This is a genomic window from Nocardiopsis sp. B62 (assembly GCF_018070675.1).
GTDB lineage: Bacteria > Actinomycetota > Actinomycetes > Streptosporangiales > Streptosporangiaceae > Nocardiopsis > Nocardiopsis prasina.
The window spans coordinates 141,932-163,891 of the sequence record NZ_JAGPXK010000014.1 but is presented as its reverse complement, the minus strand read 5'-3'; the positions used below and the strand labels follow the sequence as shown (position 1 = coordinate 163,891).

The following is a 21,960-nucleotide window of genomic DNA, read 5'->3' as shown; positions in this document are numbered from 1 at the left end:
CCCCCTCTGGGGAGGCGCCGCGCCCCTCGTCCGGCCGGGCCACCCGGCGGCCCGGAGCCTCCCGGGTCAGAAGGAGAAGTCCCGGAACAGCAGCATCGCCAGCAGCAGACCGACCAGCAGGTTGAACACGGTGGCGGCGCCGAAGACGCCGATCGGACGCCAACCCGCCTCGCGCAGCGAACCGAGCCGGAACTCCAGGCCGATGCTGGTGAAGGCAGCGATGAGGAACCAGTCGCGCAGCGCCTTGGCCGTGTCCAGGCCCGCTTGGGCGTCCTCGGCGGCGTTGTTGGCCCACAGCGTGGCCACCACCGAGGCGACCAGGAAGCCGAGCACGAACTTGGGGAAGCGGTCCCACAGGGTGCGCACCCCGGGACGACGGCCCTCGGCGGCCGTGCCGTCGGCCGCGGCCACCCGGAAGGCGAAGTAGGCGGTGAGCAGGACCGCGACCACGCCCATCAGGACGTTCTGGGTGGCCTTGACAATGGAGGCGATCTGGAGCGCCTCCTCGCCCACGATCGCCCCCGAGGCGGCGACGGCGGCGGTGGTGTCGATGTTGCCGCCGATCCACGCGCCCGCTTGGGCGTCGCTGAGCCCGATCACCTGGACCAGCCAGGGAAGGAGGAAGATCGAGGGCACCGCGAAGAGGATGACCAGGCTCGCCGTGTAGGCCAGCTGCTCCTTCTTCGCCTGCACGGCCCCGGCCGCGGCGATCGCGGCGCTGACACCGCAGATGGAGACCGAGGAGGCCAGTAGGGCGCGCAGGCGGTCGTCGAGGCCGAGTCTGCCGCCCAGCCACCAGGTGAAGAGGAACACCGAGGTGACCAGGACCAGGGCCTGGAGGACGGCCGGTCCGGCGGCGCGGACGATGACGTCGAACAGGACCGTGGAGCCCAGGAGCACCAGACCGGTCTTGATGAGGAACTCGGTCCGGAAGGCCGGTGACAGGCGGTCGAGCAGCCCGGTCAGTGACAGGACCAGGTTCCCGGCGAGGCCGAGGAGGATCGCGTAGACGGGGTACTCGACCGCGCCGGCGAAACCGGACAGCGCGGTGCCCTCGGCGACTTCGGGGACCCAGGACTCCAGGAACCGGGTGGCGGCGGCCAGCGCCAGCACGACGAGCAGGCCGAGCGCGGTCCAGCCCCGGGAGGCGGCTGGAGGCGTGGCGTCCTGGGGGACGCCGGACGCCCCGCCCGTGTCCGGGGCCTCGGCCTCGGTGGTGGCCGGAGCGGCGGTCTCGGTGGTGGCCGGAGCGGCGGTCTCGGTGGTGGCTGGAGCGGCGGCCTCCGGGGGTCCGCCCTTCCCGGAAGCGTCGTCGGAGCCGTGGGGGTCGGTGTTCTCGGCGCTCACGGGATCAGCCCCTCGGGGATCACGCCGAGCAGGCACAGGCCGAGCAGCACGAGACCCGTGAGGGTGGCGGCCCAGTCCTCGCTGATGCTGAACCCGGTCCGTTCGGGGGTGGTGGGTGGTGGTGTGGAGGGTGTTTCACTCATGACGCTTCTCCTCCGGGCGCCTCCGGCGCCCTGGGTCGGGGGAAGGGGAAGGAGGGTGGGACGGGTGGATGGTCGCGGTCCCGGCGACCATTCCTCATTAAACCTACTCATTTAGTATAGATAAAGGACATGCGACGGCACCAGACCCCGGGCGGCGGAGTCAGGGCCGCCCGAGCCGGTGGGTCGGGTCAGGAAGCTGAGACGGAATCGCGTTCCCGCGCGGGTTCGGTCACGGGCAGACCGGCCTCACGCCAGGCTCGGAAGCCGCCGACCAGGTCGGTGGCGCGCGCCAGCCCCAGCTCCTGGAGCTGGACGGCGGCCAGACTGGAGGCGTAGCCCTCGTTGCAGAACAGCACCACGTGCAGGTCCGGCGAGTCGGCCTCGGGCACCCGGTGCGGACTCGTGGGGTCAAGCCGCCACTCCAGGACGTTGCGGTCGATCACCAGGGCACCGGGAATCTCCCCCTCGGCGGCTCGGTTGACGACCGGCCTGGTGTCGACCAGGAGAGCGCCGTCGCGCTGGGCGCGCAGCGCCTCGACCGGAGTGAGCCGCTCCAGGTGCGCGCGCCTGCTGTTCAGGACGCGTTCGATGACGCTCATCGGTCCACCCCTTCGGCGGCGGGCACCGATTCCAGCGTGGGGACGTCGGGTTCGGGGTCGGTGGTGAGGATGCTGCCCGTGCGGCGCAGCGAGTCGTCCTCGGTCACCTCGTAGTAGTGCATGGCCGTCAGCGGCGGCGAGTAGGCGTGCACGCTCACGGCCGGACGGTCCGAAGTGTTGATGACGTCGTGCACGTGGCCGAGCGGGAAGCGACCGCCGCCGCGCTCGGCGAGGATGCGTTCGCGCAGCTCCCCGTCCCAGTAGTGCTCGACCAGTTCGCCGGTGACGACGGTCAGTGCGCCGAGGGAGCCCGCGTGGTCGTGCAGCCGGGTGGACTGGTCGGGCGTCCAGGAGATGAGCCAGACGTCGGTGTAGTCGTCGGCATGGAGGCGGACGGACCAACGGTCCTCGGCGTCGAAGCGGATCTCGTGGATCCCCTGGCGGACCTCCTCGGCGACCTTCGCGGTCAGCTCGGACAGGCGGTCCAGGGTGAGCGGTGTGGGCGCGGCGGCGCGTACTGCGGTGTCGTCGAGGGTCATGGGGCTTCTTGCTTCTCTCCGGGCGGCGTCAGTGGTCGTGCTGGGACGGGGTCACTGACAGCGCTCGTCGAAGGTGAGCGGTCGCCACCAGGGCCGAAGGTGTGGTGATGCGCTGACTGCCATGCTCGCCAGTAAACCATATTCCCTACAGGTTTAGTCGGTAGTAGCGACTCGACACGCGCCTCACCAACCCCAGCAACACCATGCGGAACTCCATCACCACCCACCCTGACCAGCGCTTTCCAGAAATCCCTACTTTATTGGTTGACAAAATCGGGTTACGGCGACCACAGTGGACACCGGGCCGACCGGAATCGCGGAGCCGGTCGGCGAGGACCCGCCGAACCCTCGCGCCGTCCGGGCCACCCCGCCGGACGGACACACGAGCGCGAGGCCGGTCCACGTTCCGGGCCGAGGGGGCTGCCATGCGCGGAGCCGCCCGACCCTCGGCCCGGGACACCACAGGAGCCGCCGCGCCACACCGACGATCGGTGTGCCTCACGACCGACCCGGCCCACCCGTGCTTTGATTCCAGGTAATTCCAGTAGGCATTTCGGATTACCGGGCGTGTCGGTCGCGCCCCAGCCCAGGAGGTTCCCCTTGTCCGAGACCATCGCCGGACCCACCCCCGGCACGGCCCCCGACACCGCGCCGGTTCCCGTCCTCACCTCCGCCGCCGAGGCCCTCCGCGTGGCCCGCACCCTCGTCCCCCTGGTCGCTCGCGAGGCCTCCACACGAGACAGGGAACGCTGTCTGCCCCACGACGTGGTCCGCGCGATCTCCCGCTCCGGCCTGCTGGGCGTCACCGTCCCCCGTGACCTCGACGGCGCGGCTGTGGACGCCTCCACCCTCGCCGAGGTCCTGCGCCTGCTCGGCACCGCCGACCTGAGCCTGGCCCAGATCCTCCAACCGCACTTCGCGTTCCTCAACGCCCTGCGCCTGCGCGGCGGAACCGAGGCGCGGCGCCGCGTGTACTCCGACGTCCTCGCCGGCGCCCTGGTCAGCAACGCCCAGGCAGAGCGCTCCGGAAAGAACGCGCACACCCACGCCACCCGAATCGAACGTGACGGGCGAGCCTTCCGGATCGACGGGACCAAGTACTACGCCACCGGCTCGCTGTTCGCCGGGTGGCTGGCCGTGGTCGCCCCCGCCTCCACACCCGACGGCCCCCGCCCCCACCTGGCCCTCGTCCCCGCGGACCACCCCGGCGTCCGGATCGAGGACGACTGGGCGGGCATGGGCCAGCGCACCACGGCCAGCGGCACCGTCCACCTGGCCGGAGTGACGGTCTCCCCCGAGCTGGTCCTGGAGCAGTACCGGACCTTCGAGGAGCCCACCACGTACGGAGCCCTCGCCCAGCTCCTGCACGCCGCCATCGACGTCGGTGCGGCGCGCGGCGCGCTGGAGGAGACCTCGGAGTTCGTGCGCACCAAGAGCCGCCCCTGGTTCGAGAGCGGCGTGGACACCGCCACGGAGGACCCCCTGCTCGTACAGCGCTTCGGTGAACTGGAGGTCCAGGTCCGCTCGGCCGAGGCCCTGCTCGTCACCGCCGCCGAACGCGTGGAGGCGGCCGACGCGCTTCTGACCGAGGGCGCCCCCGGCACCGAGGAGGCCACCGCGGAGGCCTCGATAGCGGTCGCCGCCGCCAAGGTCGTCGGCGGCCGGGCCGCCGTGGAGGTCTCCTCCGCCCTGTTCGAGGCGGCGGGCACCCGCGCCACGGCGGACGACGCCAACCTGCACCGCCACTGGCGGGACGCCCGCACCCACACCGTCCACGACCCGGTGCGCTGGAAGGTCCAGCACATCGGCGAGTACTCCCTCAACCGTCGCCGTCCTCCCCGGCACGGACAGATCTAGCACCACGAGAGCAAGGACTGACACCCCATGCCCCTGACCTTCCACTGGTTCCTGCCCACGCAGGGAGACAGCAGAGGCGTCGTCGGCGGAGGTCACGGCGCGGACGTCGTGTCCTCCTCCGCCTGGCGGACGCGCGAACCCTCCCTGGAGTACCTCGGCCAGATCGCGCAGGCCGCCGAACGGCTGGGCTTCGAAGGCGTCCTCACCCCCACCGGTTCGTGGTGCGAGGACGCATGGCTGACCACGGCGATGCTGGTCAGGGACACGAGGCGGCTCAAGTTCCTGGTGGCGTTCCGCCCCGGGCTGCTCTCACCCACCCTGGCCGCGCAGATGGCCAGCACCTACCAGCGGCTCAGCGGGGGTCGCCTGCTGCTCAACGTGGTGACCGGCGGCGAGTCCGCCGAACAGCGCCAGCACGGGGACTTCCTCGACAAGGACGCCCGGTACCGGCGCACCGGCGAGTTCCTGAGCGTGGTGGACGCGCTGTGGCGCGGCCGGACCGTGGACCTCCAGGGAGAGCACGTCACGGTGGAGGGGGCCGTGCTCCAGCGGACGCCCGACCCGCGCCCGCCCGTGTACTTCGGCGGTTCCTCCCCCGCCGCCCTGGAGGTGGCCGCCTCCCACGTGGACACCTACCTGACCTGGGGTGAGCCCCCGGCGGCCGTCGAGGAGAAGATCGGCCGGGTCTGCGCGCTCGCCGCCGAGCGCGGCCGCAGGCTGGAGTACGGGATCAGGTTGCACGTGATCAGCCGCGACACCGAGGCGGAGGCATGGGCACAGGCCCGGCGTCTGCTCGACGGGCTCTCCCCCGAGACGGTCGCACAGGTGCAGAGCAGTCTGCGCCGGAGCGAGTCCGAGGGTCAGCGGCGGATGCTGGATCTGCACGGCGGCCGCGCCGACGACCTGGAGATCCACCCCCATCTCTGGGCCGGTGTGGGTCTGGCGCGCGGCGGAGCGGGTACGGCTATGGTCGGCAGCCACGAGCAGGTCGCGAACCTGATCGAGGAGTACCACCGGGCGGGCATCGGGGAGTTCGTGCTCTCGGGCTACCCGCACCTCGAGGAGGCGTACTGGTTCGGCGAGGGCGTGCTCCCCCTCCTACGTGAACGCGGCCTGTGGCGGCACCCCGACGGCAGGGAGGCCCCCGACTCCCCCACCCACGTCCCCTTCGCCGTGGCCGAGCCCGCCGCGCCCTGAACCCGCCCCTCCTCAGTTCCGGAGCCGTCATGACCACCACCGTCCTCGTCGGGAACCCGCGCCGGGGCTCCCGCACCGCCACCGCCGCCCGGGCCGTGGCGCACCACGCCGCACGTGCAGCCGGGCTGCCTCCGGAGCCGGAGGTCCTGGAGCTGGCGGACCTCTCGCCGCTGCTGCTCACCCCCGGCCCCACGCTGGACGTGCGTTCGGCCCTCGAACGGGTGAGCGGTTCCGACCTGCTGGTCGTGGCCAGCCCCACCTACAAGGCCACCTACACCGGGCTGCTGAAGGTCTTCCTGGATCTGCTTCCGTCCGGCGGGCTGGAGGGGGTCACGGCCGTCCCCGTCCTCGTGATGGCCTCCCCCGCGCACACCCTGGCCGTGGACGTACACCTGCGCCCGCTGCTCCTGGAACTCGGAGCCACGGTGCCGACCTCGGGACTGGCCCTGCTCCAGGACACCGTTCCCGCCGAAGGGGGTCCCGCCCCACGGCTTGACGCGGTACTGGAGCCGTGGGCCCACAGGTCCACCCCCGCCCTGCGCACCGCCCTGCGACACAGGACCACCACCGTCTGACCGCCGCCCCAGTAGGGAGAGTCCGTTGAGTGTCACCGAGACCGCGCGTACCCTGGCCCACACTCGGGCCGAGGCGGACCGGTTCCGTGCGACCATGCGCCACCACCCGGCCGGGGTGGTCGTCATCACCGCGAGCGTCGGGGGAACGCCCGTGGGGCTGACCGCCACGTCCTTCACCAGCGTCAGCCTCGATCCCCCGCTCATCTCCTTCTACGTCGCCGACGCGTCCACCACCTGGCCGACCCTGCGCCGAGCGGGTGAGTTCGGGGTGCACCTCCTGGGTGAGGGCCAGGAGGACGTCGCCGTACGGTTCGCGAGCAAGGGAGTCGACAGGTTCGCCCACCCGACGTCCTGGCGTCCGGGCCCGGACGGGGTCCCGCTGCTGGACGGGGCGGTGGCACACCTGGTCTGCACGCGTTTCGACACCCGGCTGATCGGCGACCACTGGCTGGTCGTCGGCGAGGTGACCCACACCCTGGTTCTGGCGGATCCCCGCCCTCCACTGCTCTACCACCGGGGCGGCTTCGCCACGGTGGCGCCGTCGGAGTAGGGCACGGCGGAGCGAGGACTTCTCCTCGTCCTGGAGGAGGGCGCCCCCGAACCGGTCGGGGGCGCTTCATCGTGATGGGACTCGGTGGCCGACGGGACCGTGGCCCCGGGTCAGCGGGTGAACGCGGCCCGGAGACGGACCACGAACCCGGCCAGGGCGGTGCGCAGACGGGAGGTCCGAGCGAGACGAGGGCTCAGCCCGGGGCGCACGGCCGTGGGCGCGGGTCCGGTGAGGGGCGCGGTGACGGTGAGCCCGCGCGGGGTGCGGCGAAGGGAGGCACGACCGACGGGGGCGTCAAGGACCACACGGTGCAGGGGTGCGCGGTCCCGGCTCCGCACGAGGACGAGGGTGTCGCCCTCGTGGCGGACCCGCACTCCTCGGGGGTCGACGCCCGGGGCGAGTTCGACCTCAACCACGAGGTCGCCGCCACGACGGCCGCTGTCCACACGGGCCACGGGCTCGGCCTCGAACTGGGCCCACAGGTGCTCGTCGATCCGCTCGGCAGTACCCGCGAAGACATCCGTGACGCGCATCGGACCACTTCCCCTCGTCCTTGAGTTTTCTGCGCTCAAGTTTATTGACGCGACTTTACCAAGGCAAGGGAGAAGGGTCCGACACGGCCATGGCGCGGGTCACTCGTCCAGACGCTCACCCGTCTTCGGCGAGAAGACGTGCACCTGTCCAGGCCTGACCCGCAGGTGGACCACCTGCCCGCTGCTCGGGGCACGGTCCGGCGCCACCCGGACCACCAGGTCGCTGTCGGCCGGATGCCCGGGGATACCGCCGTACAGGTAGCAGTCCGCACCCAGGTTCTCGACCAGACCGATCTCCATGGGGAAACCGTCGGTGTCACCGACCAGGTCCACCGCCTCGGGCCGGAAACCCAACAGGACCGAGTCCGCGCCGTCCCGTTCCAGGCGGGCCCGCTGACCGGGTCCCAACGGGAGGTCGTGACCGCCCACCCGCACGGTCTCCCCCGTGAGGGGGAACTCGCGCAGGTTCATCGCCGGTGAGCCCATGAACCCCGCGACGAACGCGTTGGCCGGGCGCTCGTACAGCCCGATCGGCGTGTCGCACTGCTGGAGCAGACCGTCCTTGAGCACCGCGACCCGGTCCCCCATGGTCATGGCCTCGACCTGGTCATGGGTGACGTAGACGGTCGTGACCCCCAGCCTGCGCTGGAGTTCGGCGATCTGGGTGCGGGTGGACACCCGGAGCTTGGCGTCCAGGTTGGACAGGGGCTCGTCCATCAGGAAGACCCGGGGCTCCCGCACGATCGCGCGCCCCATCGCCACACGCTGGCGCTGGCCTCCCGAGAGCGCCTTGGGCCTGCGGTCGAGCAGCGGGGTCAGGTCCAGGAGCTCGGCGGCCTCGGCCACCCGGCGCGCCCGTTCCTCCTTGCCGATCTTGGCCATCTCCAGGGCGAAGCCCATGTTCTGACCGACGGTCATGTGCGGGTAGAGCGCGTAGGACTGGAACACCATCGCGATGTCGCGGTCCATGGGGCTGAGGTCGGTGACGTCGGTGTCCCCGATGCGGATGGTCCCGTAGTCCACCTCCTCCAGCCCGGCGAGCATGCGCAGCGAGGTCGACTTCCCACAGCCGGACGGCCCGACCAGGACGAGGAACTCGCCGTCCTCGATCTCCAGGCTCAGCTCGTCCACGGCGGGCGCGTCCGAGCCCGGGTAGAAGTGGGTGGCCTTCTCGAAACTGACCGATGCCACGTGAGATCTCTCCTCTACAGCTGCGGGTTGACCTGGAGCTTGCGGCCTCGACCGGCGCGGAAGGCCTCCACGGCCTGGCCGTAGTCGTCGAGGGCGAAGGAGTCGGTGACCATGGTGTCGGCGTCCACTACGCCCTTGGCCATGATGTCCACCGCCCGTCCGTAGCTGTGCAGCACCGCCATGGAGCCCACCACGGTGATCTCGTCGTTGTAGATACGGAACGGGGAGAAGGTCGCGGTGGCCTCGGCCGGGGCCACGCCGAACACCTGGAAGGTGCCGCCCCGGGCGACGCGGGTCAGGCCGTCCTCGATGGCCGGGACCACCCCGGTGCAGTCGATGACCACCTCCCAGTCGGGGCGGTCGAGCTGGTCGGCGCCGACGGCCACCGCGTCGGCCGCCAGCGAGGCCGCCACGGCGAGGCGCTCGGTGTTGGGGTCGACCACGGACACGCTGGCGGCCCCCGCGGAGGCGGCGAGCTGGGCCATCAGCAGGCCCATCGTCCCCGCGCCGTAGACCAGGTAGTGCTCACCCACCCGACCGGGCAGGAGGTCGAACCCGTGCACGGCGCACGAGAGGGGTTCGATGAGCGCCGCGTGCTCGAAGGGCATGGAGTCGGGGATGCGGTAGCAGGAGGACGCGGGCACCGAGACGAACTCGGCGCTGGCGCCGGGACGGGTCACGCCGACCGCGTTCCACCGCGCGCAGAGGTTGCCGCGCCCCACCAGGCACTTGGCACACTCTCCGCAGAACAGGGACGGGTCCACCGCGACCCGGTCGTCGACGGCCACGTCGGTGACCTCCGAGCCGACCGCGACCACGGTCCCGGCGAACTCGTGCCCGGGGACGATCGGGTACGGGGTGGGGGCGAACTCCCCGTCGATGATGTGCAGGTCGGTCCCGCAGATGCCCACGGCGGCCGGGGCGACGACCACGTCCCCGGGGCCCGGCTTGGGGTCGTCCACCTGCTGGACGGAGTAGTGGCCGGGTTCGCTGACGACGAGTGCGCGCATTACTTCACGGCTCCTAGAGAAAGGCCTCGGACCAGCCAGCGTTGGGCGGCCCATCCGGCGAGGATCACGGGCAGGGCCGCCATGGTGGAGGCGGCCGAGAGTCGGGCCCAGTACAGGCCCTCGCCGCTGATGAAGCCGACGAGGAAGACGGGGACGGTGGATGCCTGGGTGGCGGTCAGGTTGACCGCGAAGAAGAACTCGTTCCAGGCGAAGATGAAGCAGATCAGGGCGGTGGCGGCCAGCCCGGGGGCGATCATCGGCAGGATGACGCGCCGCATCTCCGTGAACCGGCGCGCGCCGTCCATCCGGGCGGCCTCGAGGACCTCCTTGGGCAGCTCCACCAGGAACGACCGGATCATCCAGATCGCGATCGGCAGGTTCATCGCCGTGTACACCAGGGTGAGCGTGCGGGCGTCGTCCAACGCGCCCAGGTTCCTGGCGATGACGTACAGCGGCAGGATCATGGCCACCGGAGGCAGGAGCTTGGTGGACAGGAAGAAGAACAGCGAGTCGCGCCACTTGGGGACGCGCACCAGGGAGAGCGCGTAGGCGGCGGGCAGGCCCAGGACGATGGCGAGGAGCGTCGACAGCACGGACGCCTGAAGGGAGTTCAGCAGGTAGGGGACGAAATCGCGTCCGATCACCGCCGAGTACTGGTCCAGGGTCGGTTGGAAGAAGAACGTGGGCGGGTTGGTGGAGGCCTGGGACTCCTGCTTGAAGCCGGTGAGGAACATCCACAGCACCGGGAAGAAGAACAGCAGTCCCGCCGCCCAACCGAGGATGCCCGCCAGGGGGCGTACGGGTCGGCGCCGGCGGCGGCGCCGGGCGGAGCCGTCCCGGGACACGGTCACCGAGGACGGAGCCGCCGGAGGTGCGGTCACGGGTGTCACGTCTCCTCCTCGAACAGGCTGGAGACCACGCGCAGGGCGAACATGGCCACGACCAGGGTCGCGACGACCACGATCACTCCCGCGGCGGCCGCCTCTCCGACGTCGAAGCTGCGGAAGGCCTGAAGGTAGATGAAGTAGGGCAGGTTGGTGGTCGACTGTCCCGGACCGCCCTGGGTGATCATGTAGATCGCGTCGAAGGTCTGGACGATGTAGATCGTGCCGAGCAGGATCGCGAGCTCCACGAAGCGGCGCAGGTGCGGGAAGGTGATCCGGCGGAAGACCGCGAAGGCTCCGGCGCCGTCGACCTTCGCCGCCTCCAGCACCTCGGGCGACTGGCTCTGGAGACCGGCGAGCATGATGAGCATCATGAACGGGGTCCACTGCCAGGTCAGCACCATGATGATGGACAGCAGGGGGAAGTCGTTGACCCAGTCCGCCTGGACCCCGAAGGGCGAGAGCGCCCAGTTGAGCAGGCCGTACACCGGGTGGTACATCGAGGTCTTCCACAGGAGCGCCGCGGCGACCGGCATGACCAGGAACGGCGTGATCATCAGGGTGCGGACGATCCCCCGGCCGAGGAAGGCTCGGTCGAGCAGGAGCGCCAGCCCCAGTCCGAGGACCAGCGAGGCCAGGACGGCGCCGACGGTCAACAGGACGGTGTTGGCGACGGCGTTGTGGAAGAGCGGGTTCCCGAGGACGCTGCCGTAGTTGGCGAACCCGGCGAAGGAGTCCGACTCGGGGCGCAGCAGGTTGCTGCTCTGGAAGCTGTAGTAGACGGTGAACAGGAACGGGATCTGGGTCATCGCGATGACGAACAGCAGCCCTGGCAGCAGCGGGCCGCGCCTGAGCCATCGCTCCGCCCGGGTCAGTTCCCGGGTTCGGGGCCCGCGCCGCGCCGTGTCCGGCGTGGTCTGGACGGTCATGGCCCTCCTCGGAGGAGTCTGGGTGGGGTGGGCACCGGTGCCGGTCCCGGGCGCGGCGCCCGGGACCGGCGGTTCTCAGTCGCGGTAGCCGCCGGACTCGGCGGTCTGGTCCGCGTACTCCTGCGACTTGGCGAGGGCCTCCTCCACTGTCTGCTGCCCCGCGATGGCCGCGGAGATCTCCTGGGAGACCAGGGTGCCCAGGTCCTGGAACTCGGGGATGGACACGTACTGGACCCCGGTCCAGGGCTGCGGGTGCACCCCGGGCTGCTCCACGTCGACGTTGTCGATGGCGTCGTAGGTGGGCTCGGCGAAGGCCTCGGCGGCCTCCTGGTACTCGGGGATGTCGTAGGTCGACACGCGCGAACCGGGCGGGACGCGCTCCCAGCCCAGTTCCTCCCCGACGAGCTGGTGGTACTCCTTGGACGTGGCCCAGGAGACGAACTCCCACGCGGCCTCGGGGTCCGTGGAGGTCGAGGGGATCGACAGGGCCCAGGCCCACAGCCATCCCGCGTGCTCGGTCTCCATGGTCGGCGCGGCGACGTAGCCGATGTCACCGACGACACTGCTGGAGTCCGGGTCCTCGAGGTTGCCCGCCGCGACGGTGGAGTCGTAGAACATGGCGGCGTCGCCCTGGGCCATGGTCGTGAGGCACTCGGTGAAGCCCGCGTTGGGCGCGCCCGACTGTCCGTGGTCGCGGACCAGGTCCACGTACGTCTGCACGGCCTCCTGCACCTCGGGCGAGTCCAGGTGGGCGTTCCAGTCCTCGTCGTACCACTGGCCGCCGTAGGTGAGGATCACGGAGTTGAGCGGAGCCAGGAGCTCGCCCCAGCCCGGGACCCCGCGCAGGCAGATCCCGGCGGTGCCGGAGTCCGGGTCGTCCAGTTCGGCCGCGAAATCGGCGACCTCCTCCCAGGTGGGCCGCTCCGGCATGTCCAGGCCCGCCTCCTCGAAGAGGTCCTCGCGGTACATGAGGAACGAGGACTCGCCGTAGAAGGGCGCTCCGTACATCTGGTCCTCATGGGACAGGGCGGAGCGCACCGTGGGGATGATGTCGTCGATCTCGTAGGCCGGGTCGGCGGCGTACTCGTCGAGGCTGAGGATCCACTCGTTCTCCGCCCAGATCGGCACCTCGTAGGTGCCGATGGTGACGACGTCGTACTGGCCGCCCTGGGTGGCGATGTCCTGGGTCACGCGGTCGCGGAGCTGGTTCTCGGGCAGAACCACGAACTCGACCGTGATGTCGGGGTGCGCGTCGTTGAACTCGGACGCGAGCGCCTCGATGTCCTCCATCTGCGGGTTGGAGACCGTGGCGACGGTGACCACCCGGTCGCCGTCCGCCCCGGCGCCCCCGGCCCCCGAGCAGCCGGTGGCGATCAGGGCCAGTCCGGTGGCCGCCGCGACGAGCGGCACGCCTCCCGGTGCTTTCGTGGTCATGACTTCCTCCTGGGGGGTTGGGCAGGCGGGGACCGTGGAACCGCGCGAGACAGGGGGCCGTGCGGTCTTCCACGGACGCCGGCCGCTCATATGAGCGAACTGAACTTCACATGAGCGGCCCGGGCCTTATTTAAGTTGTGACGGGTGTCACCGGTCAACCCGTGGTGCAATAATGGGCAATACTCCGCTCGTTTGAGCGACACCACTGGAGGGCGTAGATGAAGCACGCGTTCCGACCCGCGGAACTGATCCGCGCCACCGCGGTCGCCCGCAGGTACTACCTCGCGGGTGACTCCAAGATCCGGATCGCCGAGGACTTCGGCATCAGCCGGTTCAAGGTGGCGCGCATCCTCGAGGAGGCCCGTGACGTGGGGATCGTCCGCATCGAGATCGCCGAACCCACCGAGGTCGACACCGCTCTCTCCCAGCGCCTCAGCACGGCCTACGGCCTCAAGCAGGCGGTGGTGGTCGCCCACGCGGGGGAGGGCGAGGCCCTCCACCGCAGCCTGGGGCGCATCGCCGCCGAGTACCTGACCGAGATCCTCGACGAGGGCGACACCCTCGGGCTGGCCTGCTCCCGCACCCTCAACGCGATGACGCTCGCCCTCGGCGACCTGCCCCGGTGCACGGTCGTGCAGCTCACCGGCGTGCTGCCCGGCGGGGTCGAGGAGAACTCGGTCGAGCTCGTGCGGCGGGTGGCCAGCCTCGCGCGCGGCCCGGCCTTCCCCATCTACGCGCCGCTGGTGGTGTCCGACCCCGCCACCGCGGAGGCACTGCGCAGCCAGCCCCAGGTGGCCGACGCCATGCAGCGCTACGGCGAACTCGACAAGGCCGTGGTGGCCATCGGTTCGTGGTCGCCCACCCTCTCCCTGGTCCGCGACGCCCTGCCCGCAGCGGAGGGAGCCGCCCTCGAACGCGAGGGGGTCCAGGCGGAGGTGTGCGCCCGCACCGTGGACGTGCACGGCGCCCCCATCGCCCCGGAGCTGACCTCCCGCATCATCGCCATCACCCTGGAGCAGCTCCGCGCGGTCCCCGAGGTCATCGCCGTGGCCGGTGGCACCGGCAAGACCCAGGCCATCCACTCCATCCTCAAGACCGGGGTGATCTCCTCACTGGTCACCGACACCACGACGGCACGCATCCTCGTCGAGTCAGCGAGGCCCTGACCTCCACGACGGCTTCGACCCCCCTCACCCACACGGAGCAGACATGACACTCGTCGCCGGAATCGACAGCTCGACTCAGTCCTGCAAGATCGTGGTGTGTGACGCCACGACCGGAAAGGTGGTGCGCGAGGGCCGCGCGCCGCACCCCGACGGAACCGAGACCGATCCCGCGCACTGGTGGACGGCGCTGACCACCGCCTCCTCGGGGCTGCTCGACGACGTCTCGGCGGTGTCCGTGGCCGGTCAGCAGCACGGCATGGTGGTGGTCGACGACGACGGCGAGGTCGTCCGGCCGGCGCTGTTGTGGAACGACGCCCGATCCGCCGGGGCCGCCCACGACCTGGTCGAGGAACTCGGCGGACCCAGGGCTTGGGCGGACGCCGTGAGCAACGTGCCCGTGGCCAGCCTGACCGTCAGCAAGCTCCGCTGGTTCGCCGAACACGAACCCGACCTGGCCGCGCGGGCGCGCGGTGTGATGCTCCCCCATGACTGGCTGACCTGGCGGCTGGGAGGGTCGCGCACCGCGCCGACGACCGACCGGGGCGACGCCTCCGGCACCGGGTACTGGTCGCCCTCCGACGGCGCGTACCGCACCGACCTGCTGGTGCGCGCGTTCGGCCGGGAACTTGACCTGCCCAGGGTGGCGTCCCCCTCGGAGGCCGTGGGCCACACCCCGGAGGGCGTCGTCATCGCCCCCGGCACCGGCGACAACATGGGCACCGCGCTGGGCCTGGGTCTGCGCCCGGGCGACGCCGTGGTCTCCCTGGGCACCAGCGGCACCGTGTTCGCGGCGCACGACCGTCCCGCCCACGACCCCACCGGCACGGTCTGCGGGTTCGCCGACGCCACCGGCCGGTTCCTGCCACTCGCGTGCACCCTGAACGCCGCACGCGTGCTCAGCGCCACCGCCGCGATGCTCGGCACCGGCCTGGCCGGGCTGGACGCCCTAGCCCTGAGCGCCGAACCGGGCGCGGACGGGGTGGTCCTGCTGCCCTACCTGGACGGGGAGCGCACCCCGGAGCTGCCGCACGCGACGGGATCGCTGCACGGCCTGCGCCGGGACAACATGCGCCCGGAGAACATCGCGCGCGCCGCCGTGGAGGGCATGCTGTGCGGGCTGGCCGACGGGCTGGCCGCCATGACCGAGAGCGGTGTCCCGGTCGAGCGCGTCCTGCTTGTGGGAGGCGGCGCCCGTTCGGCCGCCGTGCGCGCGGTGGCGCCGCTCGTGTTGGGCGCCCCCACCGTGGTGCCGCCCGCCGCCGAGTACGTGGCCATCGGCGCGGCCCGACAGGCCGCCTGGACGCTCGCCGGTACCGCCGAGCCTCCCGTGTGGCCCCTGGGAGCCCCCGAGGAGGAGTCCAGCCAGGCACCCGAGGTGGGTCTGCGGGTCCGCGAGCGCTACGCCGAGCACCGCCGAGCCGCCCACGGCGTCTGAGTCCCGACGAGCGGGCGCGGCCGGTGCCAGCCACACGGGTCAGACACCGGCCGCGCCACTCGTCACCGACGGACTCGTCGGCGTCGTCGGGCACGAGGTTGAGCGCGGGCCCCGGAACCGCGTCGGTGTTCGTCTCACGGAACTTCCGGTTGGGGCCGTTGAGGAGTTCGCGCATCGTGGGCCGAGGTCCGCGCTTCCATCACGAGCGTCCTCCCCGCGTGGCGCGTCCGTGACCCCCGTGTCCGGCTGCCCTAGCGTGGGTCGAACACCCCACGACCAGGTGGGCGGACACGGAACGGTGAGCATGAACGACACCCCTCTGCGCCAGCTCGGCGCCTCCGAACTGCGCGTCAGCCCCCTGACCCTGGGCGGCAACGTCTTCGGGTGGACCGCCGACGAGGCCACCTCCTTCGCGATCCTGGACGCCTACCACGCGGCGGGCGGCAACTTCGTCGACACCGCCGACTCGTACTCGGTCTGGGCCGAGGGGCACACCGGCGGAGAGTCCGAGGGGGTCATCGGCCGGTGGCTCGCCAGCCGGGGCCGTGACCGCACCCTGATCGCCACCAAGGTGAGCCAGCACCCGGACTTTCGCGGGCTGTCCGCCGGGAACGTCCGGGCCGCGGCCGAGGCCTCCCTGGGTCGCCTCGGCGTGGACACCATCGACCTCTACTACGCGCACTTCGACGACCCCGAGACGCCCGTGGCCGAGAGCGCCGAGGCCTTCTCGGCGCTGGTCGAGGAGGGCCGGATCAGGTACGTGGGTCTGTCCAACCACGCGCCGGACCGCATCCGCGAGTGGCTGTCCGCGTGCGACCGGAACGGGTGGCACCGCCCGGTGTGCGTGCAGCCGCACTACAACCTGGTCGAACGCGGGATCGAGCACGACCTGGTGCCGCTCGCCCGAGCCGAGGGGCTGGCGTTGCTGCCCTACTTCGGCCTGGCCCGGGGCTTCCTCACGGGCAAGTACCGGCCGGGTTCGACGGAGGACGACAGCCCCCGGGCCGCCAGCGCCCGCGCCTATCTGAACGATCCGCGCGGTGAGCGGGTCCTGGCGGCGCTGGACACGATCGCGGCCGAGCGGTCGGCGGAGCCGTCCACGGTCGCCCTGGCCTGGCTGGTCGCGCGCCCCGGGGTGACCTCGGTGCTCTCCAGCGCCCGTGAGCCCCGCCAGCTTGAGGGGCTGCTGGCCATGGCGGACCTTCGCCTGACCGCCGAGGAGACCGCGCTCCTGGACGCGGCGTCCGCCTGATCCCGTCCGGGCCGGGGCGAGGCGTCTGTGACGGGGCACCAGCGCGCTCACCCGTCGGCGAGCAGTTCCCTGACCAGTGCGGCGACCTGCCCGGTCTCGACGAGGAACCCGTCGTGGCCGTGTGGGGAGCCGATCACCCGCACCTGACCGGGCCGGGGCAGGTGGCGGGCGATCTCCCGCTGCTGAGAGAGCGGGTACAGATGGTCGCTGTCGATCCCCGCGACGATCGTCCGCTCCGGCAACGTGGCCAGCGCGGCCGCCACTCCTCCGCGGCCGCGTCCGACGTCGTGCCCGTTCATCGCCTCGGTGAGCAGCACGTAGCTGGCCGGATCGAAGCGCCGCGCCAGCTTCCACGCCTGGTGGTCGAGGTAGGACTCCACCGCGTACCGCCCCTCGGCACCCGGGTCCTCCCCACGCTGCGCGGCGCGGCCGAAGCGCGCGTCGAACTCTCCCGCGCCGCGATAGGTGACGTGGGCGATCCGGCGCGCCACCCCGAGGCCGTCCACCGGGGCCCGGCCGGTGGAGTGGTAGTCGCCGCCGAACCAGTCCGGGTCCGCGCGTACGGCGTGCAGCTGCGGGGCGGCACAGGCGATCTGCCAGGCGGTGGTGGCCGCCGGGCAGGCTAGGAGCAGGGCCCGGCGGACCCGCCCGGGGTGGGTGAGGGCCCACTCCATGGCGCGCATCCCGCCCATGGAACCGCCGATCACCGCCGCCCACGCGTCCACGCCCAGCGCGTCCGCGAGCGCCTCCTCGGCACGGACGGTGTCGCGCAGGGTGATCCGCGGGAACCTGCTCCCCCACGGGCGGCCGTCGGGGGCGTTCGAGGACGGACCGGTGCTGCCCTGGCAACCGCCCAGGACGTTGGGGGCCACCACGAGGTGGCGGTCGGTGTCCAGTGCCCTGCCCGGACCGACGATCCCCTCCCACCAGCCGGGGCTGGGCTGTCCCGGGCCGGGTGGTCCGGTCAGGTGGGCGTCGCCGGTGAGGGCGTGCAGCACAAGCACCGCGTTGGTGCCCCGGGAGTTGAGCCGCCCCCAGGTCTGGTAGGCCAGGCGCACCCCGGGCAGGTGTTCCCCCGACTCCAGTTCCAGGGGGTGCTCCAGGCCGACCCAGCGACGCCGCCCGACGGGGTCTCCCTCACGCCACCCGCCCCGGGTGGGGCGGGTCCCCGGCGGGACGCGGTGGGCGGGGGCGGGGCCCGGACCGTCCTGGCGCGGACGGGCCGGACCCACCGGTCGCGGTCGACCGGTCACTGGTGCGCCTTGGCGGCGCGGAAGCCGAGTTCGAGGTCGGCGCGCAGGTCGTCGACGTGCTCCAGGCCCACCGCGAGCCGGACCAGCCCGGGGGTGACCCCGGCGGCGGCCTGTTCCTCGGGAGCCAGCTGGCTGTGGGTGGTACTGGCCGGGTGCACGATGAGGCTGCGCACGTCGCCGATGTTGACGAGCTGGCTGAACAGCTCGGTGCCATCGACGAAGGCCCGCCCGGCGTCCACTCCCCCGCGCAGCTCGAAGGACACGACCGCCCCGGCACCCCTGGGCAGGTACTTCTGGGCCAGGGCGTGGAAGGGGCTGGAGGGCAGACCCGCGTAGTGGACGCGTTCGACCTCGTCGCGCCCCTCCAGCCACGTGGCCAGCGCCTGGGTGTTGCTGACGTGGCGGTCGATCCGCAGCGAGAGGGTCTCGATTCCCTGGAGGACAAGGAAGGAGTTGAACGGGGCGATGGCGGCGCCGGTGTCGCGCAGCAGCTGCACGCGGAGTTTGGCCGCGTAGGCGCCCGGGCCGAGCGCGTCCCAGTACCTGAGCCCGTGGTAGCTGGGGTCGGGCTCCACGAATCCGGGGAAGCGGTCGCCGTGCGCGCCGAAGTCGAAGCTGCCCGCGTCCACGACCACCCCGGCCACGGTGGTGCCGTGGCCGCCGAGGTACTTGGTGGCGGAGTGCACGACCACGTCGGCGCCGAAGTCGATGGGACGCAGCAGGTAGGGGGTGGGCACGGTGTTGTCCACGACCAGCGGGACGCCGACCCCGTGGGCGGCGTCGGCCACCGCCCGCACGTCCAGGACGTTGCCGCCGGGGTTGGCCAGGGTCTCGGCGAAGTAGAGCTTGGTCTCGGGGCGGGTCGCGGCCCGCCACGACTCGGGGTCGTCCTGCTCCTCCACGAAGGACACCTGGACGCCGAGCTTGGGCAGCGTGTGGTGCAGGAGGTTGTAGGTGCCTCCGTAGAGGAGCGAGCTGGACACCAGGTGGTCACCGGCGCCGACCAGGTTGAGCAGGGCCGAGGTGACGGCGGCCGAGCCGGAGGCGAAGGCGACCGCGCCCACACCGCCCTCCAGGGCGGCGACGCGCTGTTCGAGGACGTCCTGGGTGGGGTTGCCGATGCGGGTGTAGATGTTGCCCGGCTCGGCCAGGCTGAACAGGTCGGCGCCGTGCTGACTGTCCCGGAACACGTAGGAGGTGGTCTGGTAGATCGGGGTCGCCCGCGCGTTGGTCGCGGGGTCGGGCTCGGCCCCGGCGTGGATCTGCTGGGTCTCGAAGGACCAGGACCGGACGCGGGTGGTGTCGGTGCTCAACGAACGCCCCTTTACGAATAAAGCCAACCGGAAAAGTAGGGAATCAGGTCGAGGCTAGCACCCGCCCATCGGCCATGGCCAGGGATCGACCGAATCCCCGACGCCCCACCCCTCCGGGCGGGTGGTACCGCCCGATTCAGGCGGTTTGACTTAGGGTGATCGAGTGACTCCTGCGGGCAGTTTCGCCCGTCCGTCAACACCACGGGGGACGACACGACATGAGCACCGACCTTCCCGACGGCCCGGGTGACGACCCGGGCTCCTTCGACGAGTTCCTGGCGCGGTTCCTCAGCGGGTCCCGGGGACCCGTCCGCCGCGTCGACCTCTCCAAACTGATGGACCCCGAAGCGCAGAGGGTGGCCGACGCCGCCGTCCGGCGCACCATGGAGAGCGGTGGGGCCGACGTCGACTCCGTCCACCTGCTGTGGTCGCTCCTGCGCTACCCGCCGATCCGCGAGCTGCTGGGCCGGACCGACACCGACCTGGGCCCACTGGCGGACGTGGTGGACCAGGCCGTCGCCCAGACACCCCGCGCGGGACGCGGCGGCTCGCCCCGGCTGACGCCCGCCGCCAAGCGGGCCTTCCTCGACTCCCTCCAGATCGCCCGCGCCACCGGCAGCTCCAGCATCACACCCGAGCACCTGCTGTTCGCGCTGGCGGTCAACCCCGACGCTCCGGTCGGCCAGCTCCTGCGGGACTCCGGGGTCACCCCGCAGGCGCTCCAGAAGGCCGCCGGGGCCGTGCCCGCGAGCGAGCAGGGTGAGTCCGCACCCTCCGACACCCCCCAGCTGGACGAGTTCGGCACCGACATGACCGCGCTCGCGCGGGAGGGGCGCCTGGACCCGGTGATCGGCCGGGACGACGAGGTCGAACAGTGCATCGAGGTGCTGGCGCGACGGCGCAAGAACAACCCGGTGCTCATCGGCGATCCCGGTGTGGGCAAGACCGCCATCGTGGAGGGCATCGCCCAGCGCATCTTCGACGACGACGTCCCCGAGACCCTGCGCGGCCGACGCCTGGTCCAGCTCGACCTCTCGGGCATCGTCGCGGGCACCCGGTACCGGGGCGACTTCGAGGAGCGGCTCAACGCCATCGTGGACGAGATCCGCGCGCGGTCGGACGAGCTGCTGATCTTCATCGACGAGATCCACACCCTGGTCGGGGCGGGCGCGTCCGAGGGATCGACCAGCGCCGGGAACATGCTCAAGCCCGCGCTGGCCCGCGGTGAACTGCACATCATCGGCGCGACCACCGTCGACGAATACCGCAAGAACATCGAGAAGGACGCCGCCCTGGAGCGCCGGTTCCAGCCGATCCAGGTGCCCGAGCCGTCCGTGCAGGACACCGTCGAGATCCTGCGGGGTCTGCGGGACCGCTACGAGGCCCACCACCAGGTGCGGTTCAGCGACGACAGCCTGGTCGCCGCGGCGGAACTGAGCGACCGCTACGTCACCGACAGGTTCCTGCCCGACAAGGCCATCGACCTCGTCGACCAGGCCGGGGCCCGGGTCCGCCTGCGCCTGAAGACCTCCAGCTCGGCCCTGCGCGAGCTGGAACGCAAGCTCAAGGACCTGGAGGAACGCAAGGACCGGGCGGTCCAGGAGGAGGACTACGAGCGGGCCTCCGCGCTGCGCGACGAGATCAACGCGGCCAAGGGCAACGTGCACCAGGCGCGCGGAACCGGTTCGGCGGTTCCGGAGGTGAGCCCCGCCGACATCGCGGAGGTGGTCTCGCGCAGCACCGGTATCCCGGTCGCCCAGCTGACCCAGGAGGAACGGGAACGGCTGGTCAACCTGGAGGAGGTGCTGCACGACCGCGTGATCGGCCAGGACGAGGCGGTCACCGCCGTCTCGGAGGCGATCCGTCGCAACCGTGCCGGGTTGGGCGACCCCGACCGGCCGGTGGGCAGCTTCCTGTTCCTGGGGCCGACCGGTGTGGGCAAGACCGAGCTGGCCCGGGCCCTGGCGGAGGCGCTGTTCGGTGCCGAGGACGCCATGGTCCGGGTCGACATGAGCGAGTTCCAGGAACGGCACACCACCAGCAGGCTCACGGGTGCGCCGCCCGGGTTCGTGGGCTACGAGGAGGCGGGGCAGCTGACCGAGGCGGTCCGCCGACACCCGTACTCGGTGCTGCTGCTCGACGAGATCGAGAAGGCCCACCCGGACGTGTTCAACCTGCTGTTGCAGCTCCTGGACGACGGTCGACTCACCGACGGCCAGGGCCGGACCGTGGACTTTCGCAACACGGTGGTCATCATGACGAGCAACCTGGGTTCGGAGGCGATCACCGGCAGCGGCCCGATGGGCTTCACCGCGGACGGCCAGATGGACCCCGACACCGAGCGCCGCGTGATGCGCCGCCTGAGGGAGGAGTTCCGTCCGGAGTTCCTGAACCGTGTGGACGAGATCATCGTCTTCCAGCAGCTGGGTGAGGGCGAGATCAGGCAGATCACCACGCTGATGCTGGAGAGTACCGAGGAGCGCCTGCTCGCGCAGGACATTCGGGTGCGCTTCACCGACGAGGCGATCGACTGGCTGTCCCGTCGCGGCTACCAGCCCGAGTTCGGTGCCCGTCCCCTGGCCAGGACCATCCAGCGCAACGTGGGCAACCGGCTCTCGCGCATGGTGCTGGACCGCCAGGTGCTCCCCGGCGACCAGGTGGTGGTCGACGTGGACGGCGAGGACCAGCTCACCGTCTCCACCGTTGCGCCGAACTGAGGTGTGGGCCCGGGTCCCGGAGGAGACGCCTCCGGG

General features: G+C 71.6%; 20 protein-coding genes. 8 read left to right on the top strand and 12 right to left on the bottom strand.

Annotated elements, in window-relative coordinates; all coding sequences use genetic code 11:
- Window positions 1-66 precede the first annotated feature (66 nt).
- The 4 genes from KBX21_RS16910 to KBX21_RS16895 form a co-directional block, all read right to left on the bottom strand.
- Entirely contained in the window at window positions 67-1,347 is a 1,281-nt protein-coding gene (locus KBX21_RS16910; protein ID WP_210842483.1) for a YeiH family protein, read from the bottom strand.
- Window positions 1,344-1,490 carry a hypothetical protein gene (locus tag KBX21_RS16905; protein ID WP_210842482.1) on the bottom strand — a complete coding sequence of 49 codons (147 nt, stop codon included), beginning with the start codon at window positions 1,488-1,490 and terminating at the stop codon, window positions 1,344-1,346. The genes KBX21_RS16910 and KBX21_RS16905 overlap by 4 nt, the downstream gene beginning before the upstream one ends.
- 188 nt (window positions 1,491-1,678) lie before the next feature.
- The gene (locus KBX21_RS16900; protein WP_049566879.1) at window positions 1,679-2,089 is read right to left on the bottom strand and encodes a rhodanese-like domain-containing protein; all 411 of its coding nucleotides are present in this window, start codon (window positions 2,087-2,089) and stop codon (window positions 1,679-1,681) included.
- Window positions 2,086-2,628, bottom strand: coding sequence for a cysteine dioxygenase family protein (locus KBX21_RS16895; RefSeq protein WP_049566876.1), 543 nt, complete (start codon window positions 2,626-2,628; stop codon window positions 2,086-2,088). The genes KBX21_RS16900 and KBX21_RS16895 overlap by 4 nt, the downstream gene beginning before the upstream one ends.
- A 600-nt stretch (window positions 2,629-3,228) precedes the next feature.
- Here KBX21_RS16895 and KBX21_RS16890 point away from each other — a divergent pair.
- The 4 genes from KBX21_RS16890 to KBX21_RS16875 are packed head-to-tail and all read left to right on the top strand — an operon-like array spanning window position 3,229 to window position 6,807.
- Complete coding sequence (locus tag KBX21_RS16890; protein ID WP_210842481.1) at window positions 3,229-4,485, top strand: SfnB family sulfur acquisition oxidoreductase; 1,257 nt, start codon at window positions 3,229-3,231, stop codon at window positions 4,483-4,485.
- Window positions 4,486-4,512: 27 nt separating this feature from the next.
- Window positions 4,513-5,682: an LLM class flavin-dependent oxidoreductase gene (locus tag KBX21_RS16885; protein ID WP_210842480.1), complete on the top strand. Its 1,170-nt coding sequence runs from the start codon at window positions 4,513-4,515 to the stop codon at window positions 5,680-5,682.
- A gap of 29 nt (window positions 5,683-5,711) precedes the next feature.
- A complete protein-coding gene (locus tag KBX21_RS16880) occupies window positions 5,712-6,257 on the top strand; it encodes an NADPH-dependent FMN reductase (protein ID WP_049575876.1) in 546 nt (181 codons plus the stop codon).
- Between the two features lie 25 nt (window positions 6,258-6,282).
- Window positions 6,283-6,807, top strand: coding sequence for a flavin reductase family protein (locus tag KBX21_RS16875; protein ID WP_210842479.1), 525 nt, complete (start codon window positions 6,283-6,285; stop codon window positions 6,805-6,807).
- A gap of 110 nt (window positions 6,808-6,917) precedes the next feature.
- Here KBX21_RS16875 and KBX21_RS16870 read toward each other — a convergent pair whose 3' ends face one another.
- The 6 genes from KBX21_RS16870 to KBX21_RS16845 all read right to left on the bottom strand — a co-directional run bounded on the left by KBX21_RS16870 (window position 6,918) and on the right by KBX21_RS16845 (window position 12,788).
- Window positions 6,918-7,340, bottom strand: a complete 423-nt coding sequence (locus tag KBX21_RS16870) for a hypothetical protein (protein WP_210842478.1) — start codon at window positions 7,338-7,340, stop codon at window positions 6,918-6,920.
- A 99-nt stretch (window positions 7,341-7,439) separates the two neighbouring features.
- Window positions 7,440-8,531, bottom strand: a complete 1,092-nt coding sequence (locus KBX21_RS16865) for an ABC transporter ATP-binding protein (protein ID WP_049575866.1) — start codon at window positions 8,529-8,531, stop codon at window positions 7,440-7,442.
- A 14-nt stretch (window positions 8,532-8,545) separates the two neighbouring features.
- On the bottom strand, window positions 8,546-9,541 hold the full coding sequence (locus KBX21_RS16860) for a zinc-dependent alcohol dehydrogenase family protein (protein ID WP_049575862.1): 996 nt from the start codon (window positions 9,539-9,541) through the stop codon (window positions 8,546-8,548).
- Window positions 9,541-10,422 (bottom strand): carbohydrate ABC transporter permease, encoded by an 882-nt coding sequence (locus KBX21_RS16855; protein ID WP_049575893.1) that lies wholly within the window; start codon window positions 10,420-10,422, stop codon window positions 9,541-9,543. The genes KBX21_RS16860 and KBX21_RS16855 overlap by 1 nt, the downstream gene beginning before the upstream one ends.
- 5 nt (window positions 10,423-10,427) lie before the next feature.
- Window positions 10,428-11,354, bottom strand: coding sequence for a carbohydrate ABC transporter permease (locus KBX21_RS16850; RefSeq protein ID WP_049575859.1), 927 nt, complete (start codon window positions 11,352-11,354; stop codon window positions 10,428-10,430).
- Between the two features lie 75 nt (window positions 11,355-11,429).
- The gene (locus KBX21_RS16845; RefSeq protein ID WP_049575856.1) at window positions 11,430-12,788 is read right to left on the bottom strand and encodes a sugar ABC transporter substrate-binding protein; all 1,359 of its coding nucleotides are present in this window, start codon (window positions 12,786-12,788) and stop codon (window positions 11,430-11,432) included.
- Between the two features lie 218 nt (window positions 12,789-13,006).
- Here KBX21_RS16845 and KBX21_RS16840 point away from each other — a divergent pair, with 218 nt between their 5' ends.
- From KBX21_RS16840 to KBX21_RS16830, 3 genes are all read left to right on the top strand, one after another.
- A complete protein-coding gene (locus KBX21_RS16840) occupies window positions 13,007-13,954 on the top strand; it encodes a sugar-binding transcriptional regulator (RefSeq protein WP_049575853.1) in 948 nt (315 codons plus the stop codon).
- Between the two features lie 43 nt (window positions 13,955-13,997).
- Window positions 13,998-15,389 carry a xylulokinase gene (gene xylB, locus KBX21_RS16835; protein ID WP_017544684.1) on the top strand — a complete coding sequence of 464 codons (1,392 nt, stop codon included), beginning with the start codon at window positions 13,998-14,000 and terminating at the stop codon, window positions 15,387-15,389.
- Window positions 15,390-15,693: 304 nt separating this feature from the next.
- Window positions 15,694-16,641: an aldo/keto reductase gene (locus KBX21_RS16830; protein ID WP_210842477.1), complete on the top strand. Its 948-nt coding sequence runs from the start codon at window positions 15,694-15,696 to the stop codon at window positions 16,639-16,641.
- A gap of 47 nt (window positions 16,642-16,688) precedes the next feature.
- On the opposite strand, the gene KBX21_RS16825 is transcribed toward KBX21_RS16830, so the two are convergent.
- Together KBX21_RS16825 and KBX21_RS16820 are read right to left on the bottom strand one after the other, a co-directional pair.
- On the bottom strand, window positions 16,689-17,873 hold the full coding sequence (locus KBX21_RS16825; RefSeq protein WP_210842489.1) for a homoserine O-acetyltransferase: 1,185 nt from the start codon (window positions 17,871-17,873) through the stop codon (window positions 16,689-16,691).
- Window positions 17,874-17,890: 17 nt separating this feature from the next.
- Window positions 17,891-19,207: a bifunctional o-acetylhomoserine/o-acetylserine sulfhydrylase gene (locus KBX21_RS16820; protein WP_210842476.1), complete on the bottom strand. Its 1,317-nt coding sequence runs from the start codon at window positions 19,205-19,207 to the stop codon at window positions 17,891-17,893.
- Window positions 19,208-19,425: 218 nt separating this feature from the next.
- Between KBX21_RS16820 and KBX21_RS16815 the strand changes: the two genes are divergently transcribed.
- Entirely contained in the window at window positions 19,426-21,924 is a 2,499-nt protein-coding gene (locus KBX21_RS16815) for an ATP-dependent Clp protease ATP-binding subunit (protein ID WP_210842475.1), read from the top strand.
- Window positions 21,925-21,960: the final 36 nt, after the last annotated feature.